We start from the raw sequence: 15,736 nt of genomic DNA on the forward strand, positions 1-15,736 counted from the left end.
CGTATCAGCGACTTGCTCCCGCATCGATGGACGCCTGCCTAATTCGTCCATCTACCCCAAGAGGTTTCGTCAAGACGGGATGACTGGGCGCTTACACCTCGTCGAGCTAAAAGTCGAGAAGTGCTGATCCCGCCCGCGCCTAGGCAACATGGCCTTTAAAAGTGTGGCCCAGCGGGGTGCAATTCTCGACGCCCCGTTGCGCCAAGTGACTTCTCGGCCAGCGTTTCAATATCGGTTGGATGACCGCTCGTGGCCGACCGCAGAAGTTAAGGCGCTGGCCATAAACTTCAGGCAAATGCGTCTGCCAAAAACGTCTCAAGCTCTTTTTCTTCCAGCAGCTCAATCGAGAAGTTTCCAAAACGTTTTGGCAGCCAAAGAATACGCGCACCACTAGGCGAATTAAGATTGTCGCGCGCCAGCGGTTTCCCATTTTCATTTTCCGGCTGAACTTCCTTTGCAACCAACTCGTTGTAAGCGGCCTCGATGTCTGGGGTGGAGTAACAATGACGGTATATAGTGCCTTCGCCGTTGGCATCCATAAGAACCTTGAGATTTCCAGTTAAAGGCTGAACAAGCATGAAACGTTCCGCATCCCATCTTACGACCGCATAGCGGACATGGAGAGCATCACGCCGCCAAACTAAAGTCTTAGAAACTTGAGCATTAAAAAGGCAAGCGTAATAATCACACGCTTCCTCCAGGTTCGCGACCAGGATGTCTACATGACTGAATTATATTTTCATGATTTATTTTGCTATGAGGCATGTTATGTTTTTGCCGGAATACGTGGCGCCTCTCGATTCCCATTTTAATGGCCGTTGGAAGATGGATTTGATGTTGATATCGACTTTTTTTGGGTGGTTGCTCATGGCCGGCTGCCGCCAATGATGGAGGACCGTATTCGACCCATAACAGCCGCTTGGCAAGCCCAAACTAAAAGGCGTTTCGTTGCGCGGAAGCAGAGGACGAACGGTAGACATGAGCATCGAAGTGTAATTATCGACCCAAACATTTACCAACTGATTTTGCTTTTCTTGCATTCCTTTAGGAAATTATATATGTTTGATGGCAATTTAATTACCGGGGTAGAAAGGCGTGGTCAAAGACGTAACGTCCAACCTCGTTGCCTTCATTGACCCCAGCGGTCGCATCAACCTGCCAGTGGATTCCAAGCCAAATGCGGCTACGTGCATTTTCCCATTCCGCATCGACGAAGCGCATATAGCTTATAGGCTGCAAGCCTCGAACCGGCTCTGTTCCCATCCCACGGTTCCGACCGTTAAATTCATCGGAAACAACTTCAACAGAGGTTGTCTCACCGAAGAATTTTCGCATTATCTCAAACACAGCTCCACCGAATACAGCGTGACCAGAAGGATATGCTGGAAATGGCGGCGTGAAGTTTGGTCCTCTAGCATTAGATGCAGGTGCGCCGAGCGGATAGAAGCTAGCGTCCCGCGTTGTGGCAGCATTTCCATCATCACCAGGGTATCTAATCGCCGTGACCGGTCGCCAGTATGCATAGTGCCACTTTGCTTCCCAAGCCGAGATCGCAGCGTCTGCCATGGCGGTATTAATAAGGGCTAAATAACGGGCTCTGTCGCTAATGTCAGACAAAGGCAGTAAAGTATGTTTGTTTTGTTCTTTTACTTGGAGAGCCACTTGATTATAAAGTCTTGGCGGCGCGCAAAGACCTGGCGTACCATCATAAGCCCAAAAAATAGCACGAAAGCTTTCAACAGACTTTCTTTCTGTAGGTGTTCCCTTTGATGAGTCACCGCCAAGTCGTTTTACCTCGTTATATAATTCAGCATATTGTGGACTATCGACGGCGGGTGGTGGAGTAGGCCTGAACATATCTGCTCTAGGGATAATGAATGGCGTAACTTTTCCCCAATTGTATCCGAGCGCTACACGAATATTGCTAATTGGATCAGGCTGCCAGACACCAATTCCCGGTTTGATATATACAAATTTTTGGGGATCCGCCGATGCTTGAGATTCTGTACCAATATCGGGCTCGGCCAAAGCCGAATTGTCATTTGCGCGCAAGGCAAGGATTGCTGCCGCAGCTGCTGCGCCAACGGCCTCCCCCTGTTGCTTTGCTTCATCCGTGCCTGGAATGCTTACCGCATCTACACGATAAGCATTGAGAACTGTTTCTTTCTGCAGTGGAAACATAGCAATCAATGTATCCCTGGCTGCAACAGCAATCGCTGCGTCTATTGAGGCATTGCCAGGACCATCAGGACTACCTGAAAAAGACTGGTACTTTTTTGTTATATTATTTACTGCGTCATATATTGCGATGTGAATGATTGCCATTGCGCGGCTTGAGCGGTGCGGCCCTAGCTGATCGTAACCTTCATTAGGCCCTCTGGCATGGTCTGCAGCCGTGACCTGAAGAGCAATTTCGTTCCAAGTTCCGAGACGATCATTTTGCGGAGAAATGGGTCGCACAAAAAGAAGCGATTTAGTTGTGATCGCCACACGATCGGCTTGTGGAGACAATATGTTGCTGAAATCGCTCAATCCGCGTGGAGAGAGGGGAGTCTGTGCTGGAGAAGCAGTTTGACGAGAAGTTTGGGCAGTTGATGCACCATTAAATAAAAATGTCGCTAATATAACCGAAATTCCGCATGGCAATTTTTTAAAGTGCTTCATATTCGCCCGCCCATTTTATTGGATCGATAAGAACTACTTCATTTTTAAAACTATTGTTCTACGTTGCTGATAATGATATTTAGAATGCCACTTTGGCGATTAATTATCAACCAGTTTTTTTCATGGTATCTATCGGAGCGCCAGTTATGTCTAAAATAAAATGAGTTCTATTGATGTGCGCCAATTTGAGATTGTTTTAGATTATTGGATTGATATTCCGTCGCTCTGATCACTTGCGTCATGGCATAATGCTGCTCCCCCTTATCTCCTGTTTGTTATTTGTTGCATGTAGTTGACAGTCTCAATATAGCCATCAAATAATCTATCGAGATGTGTCAGGTTCGCTTGCCCCAAGGGTTTAGGGCCATTAAGTTTCAATTTGAGTTATTGCCAAAGCGGTCCCAGGCAACGCACTGAGTGTATGGCTTCCCTGTAGCAAATTTCAATTAAGGAATGGGGTTGAGCTACCGTCATAGGCCTTTTATATAGAAATAAAGGCCGAGTCTGCTTGTACATGCTCGGCTGTGCAATACATTTCCGAAAGGCCGCTTTTAGCCGACTGGAACCAAAGCCTGAACAGGGGATATCGACTCAAAGCCGCCATAGTCCACTGCATAGTAGGTGCTGAGCAATAAGCCGAGGTCAGTGGCCGGCAAGACTTAAACTTGTTAATGATGAGCCGGATGTTGTGTCCGGCGCCGCAAAGCAAGGCATGCATGGCATCGCCCATTGCCCCTTTGAGCCAGTTGCGCCCAGCTTGCCGTCGTTCTTCATGTGGCCGACGGTCGATTCAATGGCGCTTTGGCGCTTAATCATTGCCTTGAGGCCACGTGTGACTCCACGTTGATGAACTAATTTCCAGATCTGTAGCGGGGGTCCTCCACACCGCGATACCCGCGGTCGACGAACGCCATCAATGGTTTGACCTTGGAGAGGATTGCGGCCTGCTCCAATGCTTCGTAGAGAGTATGGCCATTACAGGGACTGCCCGGCATGGAGCACGCGCCGACTAGAAGGCATTCTTTTAGGTCGTCACAATCGACACCTTCACGCCGACTTCGTATGGTATCTGGGCCTTGCCTTTGGCATAGGCGAGCTAGTGTCAAATCTGGTGTATGGCCGGTCTGAAGGATAGGGCCATCAAGCGGCGAGTTTCTGTTGTTCCGGCGGATTTTCCTGCGCCGCGATGCCATTCTTGAACGGCACGCCGTCCAGTAATGGCTTGATTCTGTCGGCGCCGCGAATTCTGCGCCACGACTTTTCTGCTTCTTCCATCAACTTGAACGCGAGTCCCAGGAACGTTGACCGCGACAGGCAGTTCCTGGCCCGCGTAGTCCGGTGCCGTACCGTGGCAAACGTCGACTCAGTCGGATTGGTGGTCCTTATATGCTGCCAGTGCTCGGCAGGGAAGTCATAGAACGCTAGCAGACTATCCCGGTCCTGCGTAAGCTTCTCGGCGGCCTTTGGATACTTCGCATCATAGGTCGCAACGAATGCCTCGAACGCTTTCAAGGCATCAGCCTTGGTCGCAGCCATAAAGATGTTCTGCATGGCGGCCTTTGCTCTGGCCTGCTGAGATGCCGGCAGCGCATTCAACACATTGCCCAGCTTATGGAGCCAGAAACGCTGGGTCCGCGTGGCAGGAAACACCTCTTCCATCGCTGCCCAGAAACCCATGGCGCCATCGCCAACGGTCAGCAACGGGCCAGCTTGCAGCCCGCGTGCCTTCAAGTCCAGCAGCACCTCGCGCCACGAGGCGGTCGATTCCCGGAAGCCGTCCGCGATAGCGACCCGTTCCTTTCTGCCGTCCGGCGTCACGCCCACTATCACCAGCAGGCACTGACCATTTGCGCCTTCGCTCTTGACACCGGTATGGATGCCGTCGGCCCACCAGTACACATAGCGGGCGCTGCTCAAGTCGCGTCGGTCCCACTGCTGCCATTGCTCTGACCACTGTGCCTTCAAGCGGCTGACCACGTTGGCCGACAAGCCCTTGGCTTGCTCACCCAGCAGCACCGACAGCGCCTCGCTCATGTCACCCGTCGAGATGCCCTTAAGGTACAACCAGGGCAAGGCTGCCGAGACGCGGGGTGACTTCCTGACATAGGGTGGGACCACCGCCGAATTAAACTTCACACCTGTCCCGGATCGGTCACGCACCTTTGGCACTTTCACTGCCACCGGCCCCGCAGCGGTGAGCACGTCACGCTCGGGCAAATAGCCATTGCGTACGACAGCCTTCTTGCCTGCCAGAGTTCTGACGTTGCCGTCCTGCTCCAGCAGCGCGGCCAGCTCCCGTTCAGTGACCTGCTGAATGACTTGCCGCGCGCCGCGGCGAATCAGTTCGTCCAACGACACGCCAATTTCCGGTAGACCAATTCCTGCTTCTTGCTTATCCTTGCGCATGGTGGGGGATTCCTCTTGTTAGATGTTTTTGACTTCGACAATCAAATTCTCCAACAAAACCTCCACCGCCTCCCACCCCGTCCACAGGCATCAATCCGTACACCACTTTCGACTATAGCTCGCGGGCATAGACGGTCTGCGTATTGCGGCTGCGGATGTTCGCGGTAAAGCATTCGATCACGCGCTTCGCCGAGGCTGGCGTTGGCGTGAACAGAGCCGGCAGCCCGGTGTTCTGTAACTCGTGCTGCGGATGAGGTTGCTGGTCATACTGTCTCCCTAGTCACCATCAAGAATAATAACGTCCTTCATCATTCATAATCGCACGGCGTAAGAATGGCCCAAGATCTTGTCATAATTAATAGTGCAAATCCGACTGCGTTGCCTGCGCTCTTCACACCGACGCCCCAAGCGGCGAAACGCATACTTGAATTCTTTATGGCTCAGATCCGCAACCCGAATACTAGGCGAGACTATGTCCGGGCCGTCAGCCGCTTTGCGAGCTGGCGCGCTGAGCATGGGCTGAACGACCTGCAGGACGTCGAGCCGATCCACGTCGCTGCCGATATCGAAACGTTGTTGCTCTAACTGTCGGCGCTATCGGTCAAGTAGCAGCTAGCAGCACTGCGCGTTCTTTTTGACTGGCTGGTGACCGGCCAGATCATTGCCGTCAATCCTGCCCCATCGGTGCAAGGACCGAAACACTCGGTTAAGAAAGGCAAAACGCCCGTGCTGGCTGCCGATGAAGCCAGGACGTTGCTGGATTCCATCGATATTACGATCATGACAGGCCTACGCGACTGGGAATTGATTGCTCTGATAACTTATACCTTTGCCCATGTCAGCGCCGTTATTCAAATGCAAGGTGAGGACGTATATGTGAAAGTCCACCGGACCTGGATTCGACTGCATAAAAGAGGCGGGAAATCGCATGACATGACCTGCCATCACAATCTGTGACGCCTATCTGCATGCGTATGTCGATATCGTGCAGCCCGGCGCGAAAGGCGTGCTGTTCTGTAGTGCGACCGGGCGCAGTACCCAGCTATCGGACCGGCCGATGCGCCAGGCCGATGTGTACCGGATGATCCAGCGGCGTGCCGAGAACGCCGGCACCCGCACGAAAATCGGGTATCACAGCGTCCCGGCCACAGGTATCACCGAATACCTGCGCAATGGCGGCGAGCTGAAGATTGCGCAGCAAATGGCCTTTACGACTGGCGCAACGATCAGGTTTCACTTGATGAAGTTGAACGAATATTGGAATATTGATTTGATAAAAGGCATTTTTAGGGTATTTTCTTTCTTTGTTTAATCAAAAATAGAGGTTTTGACTTTTAAGGCAGTTCCAACGAAGTTGTAAATTAATTAAATTTAGAAAGAAGAACTATGTCAGACAAAAAAGTAGTGTTTGTAGCTTTTGCCATAGAAGACGAGCGGCAACGTGACTTTCTAAAGGGGCAATCACTTCACCCCAGAGCGCCGTTCGAATTTATCGATATGTCTGTCAAAGAACCTTACGACAAGGACTGGAAGGATCGTGTCCGCACACGCATTAGGCGATCCGATGGCGTCATTGTCCTTGTAAGTAAAAACTCGTTGACTTCAAGCGGACAGAAATGGGAAATCGAGTGTACAAAAGAAGAGAAGAAACCCCTGCGTGGCATATGGGCTTACACAGATGATCGCACTAATCTGAATGGGGTACCAACCTACGTTTGGAGTGACAAAAATATCAGCGACTTCATTGATTCCCTATAGAACATAATTATGCGAAAAGCGCTGATCGTAGGTATAGATTATTACACTCATATCAGCCCTTTGAGCGGCTGCGTAAACGATGCGTATGCCGTAAAAAGCGTGCTTGAGCGTCATGCGGATGGCACCGTGAATTTCGTAACGCCCCGACTCCTTACCGGTACCGGTCCTGCAGACGTAGTAGATAGGAACGAACTCAAAGAGGCGGTGCGGGAGCTATTTAGTGATGATGCTGAGATTGCGCTACTTTACTTTGCAGGACACGGCCATATCGAGGATACAGGCGGCTTTCTTTGCGCTAGCGATTGCAGAACTGGTGATGACGGATTTTCTCTCACCGAGTTAATGACTATTGCAAGTAAATCGGCAGCGAAAAACAAATTGATCATTCTAGATAGCTGCCACAGCGGAATCGTGGGAAATCGTGCGGACGCTCCTGTGGCTGAAATCAAGGAGGGAATGACTATTCTTACAGCTTCTACCGCAAAACAGTATGCGATGGAGGTGCCCGGCGGAGGCGCGGGTGTTTTTACACGCTTGTTTGTCGATGCTCTTAGTGGTGCAGCGGCGAATCTAGTGGGTGATATCACACCAGGAAGCATCTATGCACATATCGATCAGTCGCTTGGATCGTGGGCCCAACGCCCCGTGTTCAAGACGAACGTAAAAAAGTTTGTGTCTCTCAGAAAGGCCGCGCCGCCAATTCCACTCTCAGACCTTCTGGCACTCGCAACCCATTTTCCACGTGCGGACTATAATTTTCCACTCGACCCAGCTTATGAGCCCGAGCGATCTGACGAGCAGCGTGCAAATTCTGAAATTCCTCCGCCGAATCCAGAGAAAAATGCAGTTTTTGCCATTTTACAGCGCTATGTTAAAGTAAATTTGGTGCGGCCCGTCGGCGCTCCCCATATGTGGCATGCAGCTATGCAGAGTAAGTTTTGTGAACTTACAGTTCTAGGGCAGCATTATCGCGACTTAGTCGCAAATAATTTGATATGACAGGGCTTAAATGAACCGCGAATACGTAGAACGCATATTACATGCCGTAATGGAGGATCTTGCAGCCCTAGAACACGAGCGCTGGTCCCACTGGCAACGCTATATGCACAGCAAAGGCAAACGTCAGCCCGATGGATCGCTTGTCCTGCCTGCTGAGCTCGTAGAACGATGGGAAAGGCAGAGTTCAATTGGATATGCTGACTTGAAGGACGACGAGAAAGAGAGTGACCGTGAGCAGGTACGCCGATACCTTCCAGTTATAGCCTCGGCTTTGGTAACCCGGTGACGCATTGGTTTAGCTATATGTACCGCCGCCGGAATAAGGTGGCCTCGGAACGGCTTTCCCTGTTCTACCCTCTCTGGGGCATATCGAAGAAGTGAGCTAACCAACGAGCCCAAAATGGAAGAGGATGAATTTTCTCTTTTTCATTGTTGGCAATTGCTAGTTCATTCTGACATATGATAACTAAAGCGGAAAGGGGGAGCGGTTCACTACACTCAATCTCGCAAGCTTGAGCCATCCATTGATTAATGTCATCCTCTTGAAAACTGCGCTCACCTTTTCGATATATCTCGGCAGTTAATTTTCGGTAGTTTCGCGCGAATTCAGCATGACGCCTCGATCGATCGGAAAAAGAGAGCACCAGTGACAATGACGATGAAACAGTGATAAGCGCAGCAATCCGAGTCACAGTTTCGGGCTCGCTAATTTTCCAAATTGCAGCAGATCCACCAATCAAAGAGACCGCCTTGGAAAATTTATCCAAAAGATCGAAAAATCTTTCTCTTTTAAGATGATACAAAGCGGAAAGCTCAGCTTTGTATATGACCTCATGCCTTTTATTCCAGAGATATACCTTTTCCTCTGCTAAGTCAGTCATTTTTTATCTGGTGGCGGCTTCGGCGAAGTCGTTATTGGGATTTTTTTCGAGATAGCATTATTGTTACTTATTGAATCAAAATTTCCGCTTCTTTTGTGGTGAGTAACAGGTTGCGGCTTATTCGGAGCTTTTGTTGGCGTGTTGCCCGGTTTTTTATTATGTGACACGTTATTCCTTGCTCTTTTTATCGCGATGAATGAATTTTACTTGATTGCTAGTATTTATGGGGTCGATCTTAGACAGGCGGTTAGTGAAATTCTATAACTCATTGTGCGGGCAAGCTGTTAACCTATCAAAGATAACGCGCGTGGATCCATGCGCTGATGAAACACCCGCGGCACATTCATCATACCGTCAGCAATTTCATAAAGTGCAAGATGATGTTCGATCTTGTAGCAGCGGCAGCCCGGAAACCAGTCATCCCTTGGCAAAACCATAAACTAAGTGCGGAACGTGTGAGAGCCAGAGGGCTATCATCTTCGGCAGCCATGGCTTCCCTTCAAGGCAGCTCAATACCTAGAATCATTGGCTAGACCGGAAATAACACCCTTTTGAATTTCCCAGACTTTCGTGGAGGCCGGTTAGTGTGAGTCAGGCTGGGACGGCTTGACTGCTCAATTGCCTGTAATAGTTTGCCTCAGCTTCGGCCGGCGGTATATAGCCGAGCGGTTCCAGCAGCTGGTGGTGATTGAACCAGGAAACCCATTCCAGCCTGGCCAGCTCGACGGCCTCGCGTGTTTTCCAGGGAGCGCGTCGGTGGATCAGCTCACCCTTGTAGAGCCCATTGATCGTCTCAGCCAAGGGGTTATCGTAACTGTCGCCTTTGCTACCCACAGACGGCTCGATGCTGGCTTCTGCCAAGCGCTCGCTGTACTTTATGGATACGTATTGGGAGCCCCTTTCGCTATGGTGGACCAACTCGTTGCGCTCCGGCTGACGAGCGTACAGCGCCTATTCCAACGCATCGAGCACAAAGTCGGTGCGCATTGAGCTGCTGATCCGCCAGCCGACGATGCGTCGGGCGAAGACGTCGGTGATTAAGGCGACATAGACGAAACCCTGCCATGTCGAGACGTACGTGAAATCACTGACCCACAGCCGGTTTGGCCGCTGGGCCTTGAACTGGCGGTTGACGCGGTCGAGCGGGCATGGCGCCTTCGTGTCAGCAACCGTCGTGCGTACGACTTTTCCTCGCATGACACCGCGCAGCCCGGCTTTGCGCATCAGGCGCTCTACCGTGCAGCGGGCCACGTCCGTTCCCTCACGCCGCAGTTGACGCCACACTTTGCCGGCGCCGTAGACTTGCAGGTTCGCCTGCCAGACCCGCTCGATGTCGACGCTCAGCACGTCGTCGCGTTGGACGCGGGCACAGCGCAGTGATGGGTTGCGTTGCTGCGCAGCGTGGCACCAGTAGCCCGACGGCGCGACCTGCATTACCTTGCAGATCGGCTCGACGCCGTAGCCATGGCGGTACCGGTCGATGAAAGCCCTCACGGCTTGAAGTGGCGGCCGAGCTCCGCCTGGGCGAAAAAAGCACTCGCCAGACGCAGGATCTCGTTCGCTTTGCGCAGTTCGCGCACTTTACGCTCGAGCGCCTTGACGCGCTCCTCTTCTGCAGTAGTTGGTCCAGGCCGCTGGCCGGCATCACGCTCCTGCTGGCGTACCTAGCGGCGCAGCGTCTCCGGCGTGCAGCCGATTTTGTCGCCGATCGACGTGATTGCTGCCCATTGCGGCTCGTACTGGCTGCCGGCTTCGCTGACCATGCGCACGGCGTGCTCGATGACTTCGGGGGAATACTTGAGTTGCTTTTTCATGGCTCCATTCTCTCAAACGATGGGGCCTCTATAAAACTCGGGGCGATTCACTATGGCGTATTGAAAGGCTACTAGGTGTGGACTTTTTTTCTCTTCATCTAACTGGCTCATCCCTCTGTTGCAGGCTCCCATCCATCCTGTTGAATTTATTTGCAGCAACTGTTCATGACTAAAAATCTGGCCGGCACCCGTGGACTACAGTTAAACAAACCATCCAAATGATTTTGGTCCGAAAAGCCTATGATGGATATTGTCGTAGTGAAATTGTGGGATATAAATTTTTGACATGGCTACCCTGTTCAAAATCGTCAAAAAAATATTTGACTACATTTGATGCGGCGCGCGGGGAATTCGAAGCCGGCGTTCTGCAGCGCCGCCCGCACCCGGTCGCGCGACTCCTTCACCTCGGTGTCGGGAAGCCCGACGATGGTGAAGGCCGGGAGGCCGTTCGCAAGGTGGACTTCCACCGTCACTTCGGGCGCTGTCATTCCGGTCAGCGCCCGGCTTTTCAACACGGCCAGGGTCATCGGTGCTCCGTTCGGAGGATGGGAAAGCCGGGTGGGGCACAGGCCCCCGTGCAGGGACAGCGCACGATACGCAAAACCGCGGCCAACTTCAATTAACCGGCCGCTAACAAAGCGGACGCTCATGCATGACGGTGCGGCAGCCTTGCTTGCATCAAGGTCAGGGCAACTTCGTCCGGGCCATGCCGGGACAGTGAGCTATGATTAAGCTCGCCCAGTTTCCCTATAAAAATGATTACTGGCATCACTATTTGTTTGGAAGATTAATGGACGCATCAACCGCTGCGGCAGCGACACTGGCAGTGCAATTGGCCGTGGCGTTGATCATGGCAGGGACGTTCTATGCGTCGTCCGGTGAACGCTGCACCCGCTACTGGGCGCTCTCGGGGCTGCTGTCGGCCCTGGGCGTGCTCGTCGTCATCGTCAACGGCGGCGCCCCCCGGCTGATGCTTTCCACGGTCGGCAACAGCGCGATCATCGCAGGCATGGTGCTGCAGTGGTGGGGGCTGAGGGCGTTCTACGGAAAGGAACGCAGTCCGCTGGGCTGGATCATCATCGCCGGGTTCTTCCTGTGGTTCGCCTACTCATTTGTCGCCGAGCATGCATTGCGCAGCCGGGCGCTGCTGGCGTCGGTCACGATGACCGCGGTGTTCGTGCTGAACCTGGTCGAACTCCTCAGCAAGCGCAGCGCCCGTGCTTCGTTTGCCGGGATGCTGGCCTGCAGCGCGGCGCTGGTCTCCGCGGCGGCGTTCATCACGCGCGGCGTCGGCGTGTACCAGAACGACCCGCTGTTCCTGCCCGACACCGCCGGCGGGATCGGGGTCGTGATCGTCTACCTGGTGCCGATGGTCACGACGCTGCTCTTCGCCATGGCCCTGATGCTGCTGTATTTCGAGCGCCTTATTTCCGACAAGCACCGGATGGCGACGCAGGACGAGCTGACCGGCCTCTACAACCGGCGCGCCATCGTGTCGGCCGGGCAGCGCGAGATCGACGTTGCCCAGCGCTTGCGCCGTCCGCTCAGCGTCGCCTACATCGATATCGACCATTTCAAGCGCATCAATGACGAGCTCGGCCATGACGCCGGTGACCACGTGATCACGGAGATCGGGCATCTTTTAAAGGATAGCTGCAGGAATATCGATATCGTCGGCCGTTATGGCGGCGAGGAGTTCTGCATCATTTTCCCGGGCATGGACCGGGAGGGCGTGAGCACGCTGGCTGAACGGATGCTGGCTTCGGTACGGCGCTACCGCTTCCGCGGCCAGTTTCCGGTGACCCTCAGCATGGGGTTCACCGTGCTGTCCCCCGAAGACCAGGAGCGCAGCTGGACCGTGCTGATGCAGAACGCGGACAAGCTGCTGTACAAGGCCAAGTCGGAAGGCCGCGACCGCTACTGCATCTAGCCAGCCTCCGGGGCGCCATATAGCGCAGGGGCCGAGACGCACGGGCCGGCCCGCCCCGGCAGTGCGGACGTCCGGAATGCCGCGCCCGGCCGGGAGTCGCGGGAATTACGCGCCGGGGTGACGGTCCCTGACCAGCGCCTCGAGTTCCGCCAGCCGCGCTTCCAGCGCATCCACCTTCGCCCTGGTTTTCGCCAGGACCTGCGCCTGCACATCGAATTCCTCGCGCGTGACCAGATCCAGCCGCGAGAAGCCCTGGCTGAGCATGGCCTTCATGTTTTTTTCCAGGTCTTTTGCTGGCGAATTTTCGAACACTTGCCCGATTTTGCTCTGCAAGTCGTTGAAAAATGTCGATCTGGTCATGTTGCTTCCTTAAAAAGTGAAAATCCTGCCCCATCATGGTGCGCCCCTGTCTGGTGCGCTTCAATGCGGTGCGATGTACGGTAATGCGTCACAGGTTGAGGCGAATTGGGAATACAACAAGCCGCAATAAGCCCTATTTCTGCGTCCATGTCCCTGGCACGCCTCCTGCTAATGTTCCTTGAGAGTACCTCAACATAATAAACAACGTATTGCTCCGACAACCTTAAGGGAAATTCATGAAAAAGCTGATCTTGTCCGTTGCCGTGCTGGGAGCGTTTTCCGCATCCGTTCATGCCCAAACCGCACCGACGCCCGAGCACACCTTCACCGGCAACCTGACGGTCGCCAGCGATTATCGTTTCCGCGGCATCTCGCAGACGTTCAAGCAGCCGGCGGTGCAGGGCGGCTTCGACTATGCGCACAGCAGCGGTTTTTACCTGGGCAACTGGAACTCGAACGTCAGCGGCAACCAGTACAACAATGGCGCCGGGCTGGAAATGGATTTCTACGGCGGCTACAAGTTCGAGCCGGTCACCGACTTCACCGCCGATATCGGCCTGCTGTACTACTACTATCCTGGCGCCAAGGTCGGCCAGACCAACGAGAAGTATAACAACGGCGAGATTTACTTCGGCGGCACCTACAAGTGGTTCTCGGCCAAGTACAGCTACGGCCTGACCGATTTCTTTGGCCTGAACGACACCACCGCGGCCACGCCGCGCGGCAATTCCAAGGGTTCGGGCTACCTCGACCTGGCGTTCAACTATGAAGTGGCCGAGAAGACCACGCTGACGCTGCATGCGGGCCGCCAGTGGGTGCGTCACTACGGCGAGTTCAATTACAACGACTACAAGATCGGCATTGCGCGCGACTTCGGCTTTGCCACCATCGGCCTGGCCGTGATCGGCACCAATGCCGACAAGGGCCTGTACACCGCGGTGGACGGCACCGGCCGCAGCAAGAAGGTAGGCGAGACAACCGCAGTCGTATCGATTTCCAAAACGTTCTGACACCGGGAGCTTCCCATGAAACTCATTACCGCCATCATCAAACCGTTCAAGCTCGACGAGGTGCGTGAAGCCTTGTCCGCCATCGGCGTTCAGGGCATCACGGTGACTGAAGTCAAGGGCTTCGGCCGGCAAAAGGGCCACACCGAACTGTACCGCGGCGCTGAATACGTGGTCGATTTCCTGCCGAAGACCAAGATCGAGGCAGCCGTGGACGACGACATCGTCGAACAGGCGATCGAAGCGATCGAGACCGCGGCGCGCACCGGCAAGATCGGCGACGGCAAGGTTTTTGTCTATGACCTGCAGCAAGTCGTGCGTATCCGCACCGGCGAGACCGGCAAAGAAGCACTCTGAGGACGACAACATGAAAAATCCACTTGCAAGACTGATCGCCGCTGGCATGCTGATGTGCGCCATCGGATTCGGCACGGCGGCGCATGCCGCCGATGAACCGGCCAAGGCGCCGGCCGCTACGGTCCTGGCCCAGGCCGCCTCGGAACCGGCCGCGGCCGCCCCGGCAGCCGCGGCACCTGCCGCAGCCGCACCCGCTGCAGCCGCAGCAGCACCTGCCGCACCTGCAGCCGCCGCACCGGCGCCTGTCCCCAACAAGGGCGACGTCGCCTGGATGACGGTCGCCACCATCCTGGTCGCCATGATGTCCATCCCCGGCCTGGCGCTGTTCTACGGCGGCCTGGTCCGCTCGAAGAACATGCTGTCGGTGCTGATGCAGGTGTTCATGGTGTTCTCGCTGATCATGGTGCTGTGGGCCATCTACGGCTACTCGCTGGCGTTCACGCCGGGCGGCAGCTTCATCGGCTCGTTCGACCGGCTGTTCCTGAAAGGCATCACGGTCGACACCATGACCGGCACCTTCAGCAAGGGCGTCGTGCTGCCGGAATTCACGTTCGTGACCTTCCAGGCGACCTTCGCAGCCATCACCTGCGGCCTGATCATCGGCGCTTTCGCCGAGCGCGTGCGCTTCTCGGCCGTGCTGCTGTTCGTCGTGCTCTGGTTCACATTCTCCTACCTGCCGATCGCGCACATGGTCTGGTTCTGGCCTGGTCCGGACGCCTATACCAGCGCCGCTGCCGCTGAAACCGCGACCGCTTCGTCGGGCTGGCTGTTCCAGAAGGGCGCGCTCGACTTCGCCGGCGGCACCGTCGTGCATATCAATGCCGCGATCGCCGGCCTGGTTGGCGCCTTCGTCATCGGCAAGCGCATCGGCTACGGCCGCGAAGCCATGGCGCCGCATTCGCTGACCATGACCATGATCGGCGCGTCGCTGCTGTGGGTGGGCTGGTTCGGCTTCAATGCCGGCTCGGGCCTGGAAGCCAACGGCCTGGCCGCCATGGCGACCCTGAACACCATGCTGGCAACCGCCGCCGCCGTCGTCACCTGGACCATGGGCGAGTGGATGGCCAAGGGCAAGCCTTCGATGCTGGGCGCTGCGTCCGGCGCGGTCGCCGGCCTGGTCGCCATCACCCCGGCCGCCGGCTTCGTCGGCCCGATGGGTTCGCTGGCCATCGGCCTGCTGGCCGGCGTGATCTGCCTGTGGGGCGTCAACGGCTTGAAGCGCATGCTGGGCGCGGACGACTCGCTGGACGTGTTCGGCGTCCATGGCGTCGGCGGCATCCTGGGTGCGCTGCTGACCGGCGTGTTCGCTTCGCCATCGCTGGGCGGCACTGGCATCTATGACTACGTCGCCAACGCGGTTTCGCCGGAATACTCGATCTCCGGCCAGGTCTGGATCCAGCTGCAGGCCGTGCTGACCACGGTCATCTGGTCCGGCGTCGTCTCCTTCGTCGCCTACAAGCTGGTGGACCTGATCGTCGGCCTGCGCGTACCGGAAGAGGAAGAGCGCGAGGGCCTGGACATCACCAGCCACGGCGAGTCCGCCTACCATGCCTGATCCTG

The 15,736-nt window shown here is 55.0% G+C and carries 14 protein-coding genes, 3 pseudogenes and 1 other annotated feature; of the genes and pseudogenes, 9 read left to right on the top strand and 8 right to left on the bottom strand.

Annotation, left to right across the window (positions count from 1 at the left end):
• Nucleotides 1–287: 287 nt before the first annotated feature.
• The 4 genes and pseudogenes from QOL82_RS20630 to QOL82_RS20645 all read right to left on the bottom strand — a co-directional run bounded on the left by QOL82_RS20630 (nt 288) and on the right by QOL82_RS20645 (nt 5,070).
• Nucleotides 288–716, bottom strand: a complete 429-nt coding sequence (locus QOL82_RS20630; RefSeq protein ID WP_346772308.1) for a VOC family protein — start codon at nt 714–716, stop codon at nt 288–290.
• A 361-nt stretch (nt 717–1,077) separates the two neighbouring features.
• A complete protein-coding gene (locus tag QOL82_RS20635; protein WP_283444196.1) occupies nt 1,078–2,664 on the bottom strand; it encodes a vanadium-dependent haloperoxidase in 1,587 nt (528 codons plus the stop codon).
• A gap of 658 nt (nt 2,665–3,322) precedes the next feature.
• Nucleotides 3,323–3,751 (bottom strand): annotated as a pseudogene (locus tag QOL82_RS20640) (IS5/IS1182 family transposase); the annotation flags it as partial.
• 53 nt (nt 3,752–3,804) lie between these two features.
• Nucleotides 3,805–5,070, bottom strand: coding sequence for an IS256 family transposase (locus QOL82_RS20645; RefSeq protein ID WP_283444197.1), 1,266 nt, complete (start codon nt 5,068–5,070; stop codon nt 3,805–3,807).
• A gap of 333 nt (nt 5,071–5,403) precedes the next feature.
• Here QOL82_RS20645 and QOL82_RS20650 point away from each other — a divergent pair, with 333 nt between their 5' ends.
• The 5 genes from QOL82_RS20650 (at nt 5,404) to QOL82_RS20670 (ending at nt 7,827) form a co-directional block, all read left to right on the top strand.
• Complete coding sequence (locus QOL82_RS20650; protein WP_283444198.1) at nt 5,404–5,655, top strand: hypothetical protein; 252 nt, start codon at nt 5,404–5,406, stop codon at nt 5,653–5,655.
• A 60-nt stretch (nt 5,656–5,715) separates the two neighbouring features.
• Nucleotides 5,716–6,027: a site-specific integrase gene (locus tag QOL82_RS20655; protein WP_283444199.1), complete on the top strand. Its 312-nt coding sequence runs from the start codon at nt 5,716–5,718 to the stop codon at nt 6,025–6,027.
• A gap of 100 nt (nt 6,028–6,127) precedes the next feature.
• Nucleotides 6,128–6,382, top strand: a complete 255-nt coding sequence (locus QOL82_RS20660) for a site-specific integrase (protein WP_283444200.1) — start codon at nt 6,128–6,130, stop codon at nt 6,380–6,382.
• A gap of 74 nt (nt 6,383–6,456) precedes the next feature.
• Entirely contained in the window at nt 6,457–6,828 is a 372-nt protein-coding gene (locus QOL82_RS20665) for a TIR domain-containing protein (RefSeq protein ID WP_283444201.1), read from the top strand.
• 9 nt (nt 6,829–6,837) lie between these two features.
• Nucleotides 6,838–7,827 (top strand): caspase family protein, encoded by a 990-nt coding sequence (locus QOL82_RS20670; RefSeq protein WP_283444202.1) that lies wholly within the window; start codon nt 6,838–6,840, stop codon nt 7,825–7,827.
• Between the two features lie 350 nt (nt 7,828–8,177).
• Here QOL82_RS20670 and QOL82_RS20675 read toward each other — a convergent pair whose 3' ends face one another.
• The 3 genes and pseudogenes from QOL82_RS20675 to QOL82_RS20685 form a co-directional block, all read right to left on the bottom strand.
• Nucleotides 8,178–8,708: a hypothetical protein gene (locus QOL82_RS20675; RefSeq protein ID WP_283444203.1), complete on the bottom strand. Its 531-nt coding sequence runs from the start codon at nt 8,706–8,708 to the stop codon at nt 8,178–8,180.
• Between the two features lie 591 nt (nt 8,709–9,299).
• A pseudogene (locus QOL82_RS20680) lies at nt 9,300–10,522 on the bottom strand (IS3 family transposase).
• Nucleotides 10,128–10,244, bottom strand: a sequence feature (AL1L pseudoknot). (Overlaps the previous pseudogene by 117 nt.)
• 332 nt (nt 10,523–10,854) lie before the next feature.
• Nucleotides 10,855–11,049: pseudogene (locus tag QOL82_RS20685) on the bottom strand (magnesium chelatase domain-containing protein); the annotation flags it as partial.
• A gap of 263 nt (nt 11,050–11,312) precedes the next feature.
• Here QOL82_RS20685 and QOL82_RS20690 point away from each other — a divergent pair.
• Nucleotides 11,313–12,452 (top strand): GGDEF domain-containing protein, encoded by a 1,140-nt coding sequence (locus QOL82_RS20690; RefSeq protein ID WP_283444204.1) that lies wholly within the window; start codon nt 11,313–11,315, stop codon nt 12,450–12,452.
• 105 nt (nt 12,453–12,557) lie between these two features.
• On the opposite strand, the gene QOL82_RS20695 is transcribed toward QOL82_RS20690, so the two are convergent.
• Complete coding sequence (locus QOL82_RS20695; protein WP_283444205.1) at nt 12,558–12,812, bottom strand: accessory factor UbiK family protein; 255 nt, start codon at nt 12,810–12,812, stop codon at nt 12,558–12,560.
• 236 nt (nt 12,813–13,048) lie between these two features.
• Between QOL82_RS20695 and QOL82_RS20700 the strand changes: the two genes are divergently transcribed.
• From QOL82_RS20700 to QOL82_RS20710, 3 genes are read left to right on the top strand one after another with little or no spacing between them, the layout of a single operon-like run.
• The gene (locus tag QOL82_RS20700) at nt 13,049–13,822 is read left to right on the top strand and encodes a TorF family putative porin (protein WP_283444206.1); all 774 of its coding nucleotides are present in this window, start codon (nt 13,049–13,051) and stop codon (nt 13,820–13,822) included.
• 15 nt (nt 13,823–13,837) lie between these two features.
• Nucleotides 13,838–14,176 carry a P-II family nitrogen regulator gene (gene glnK, locus QOL82_RS20705; RefSeq protein ID WP_283444207.1) on the top strand — a complete coding sequence of 113 codons (339 nt, stop codon included), beginning with the start codon at nt 13,838–13,840 and terminating at the stop codon, nt 14,174–14,176.
• 10 nt (nt 14,177–14,186) lie between these two features.
• Nucleotides 14,187–15,731 carry an ammonium transporter gene (locus QOL82_RS20710; RefSeq protein ID WP_283444208.1) on the top strand — a complete coding sequence of 515 codons (1,545 nt, stop codon included), beginning with the start codon at nt 14,187–14,189 and terminating at the stop codon, nt 15,729–15,731.
• Nucleotides 15,732–15,736 lie beyond the last annotated feature (5 nt).

Origin of the sequence: Noviherbaspirillum suwonense (assembly GCF_900182955.1) — a bacterium.
Lineage (GTDB): Bacteria > Pseudomonadota > Gammaproteobacteria > Burkholderiales > Burkholderiaceae_D > Noviherbaspirillum_A > Noviherbaspirillum_A suwonense.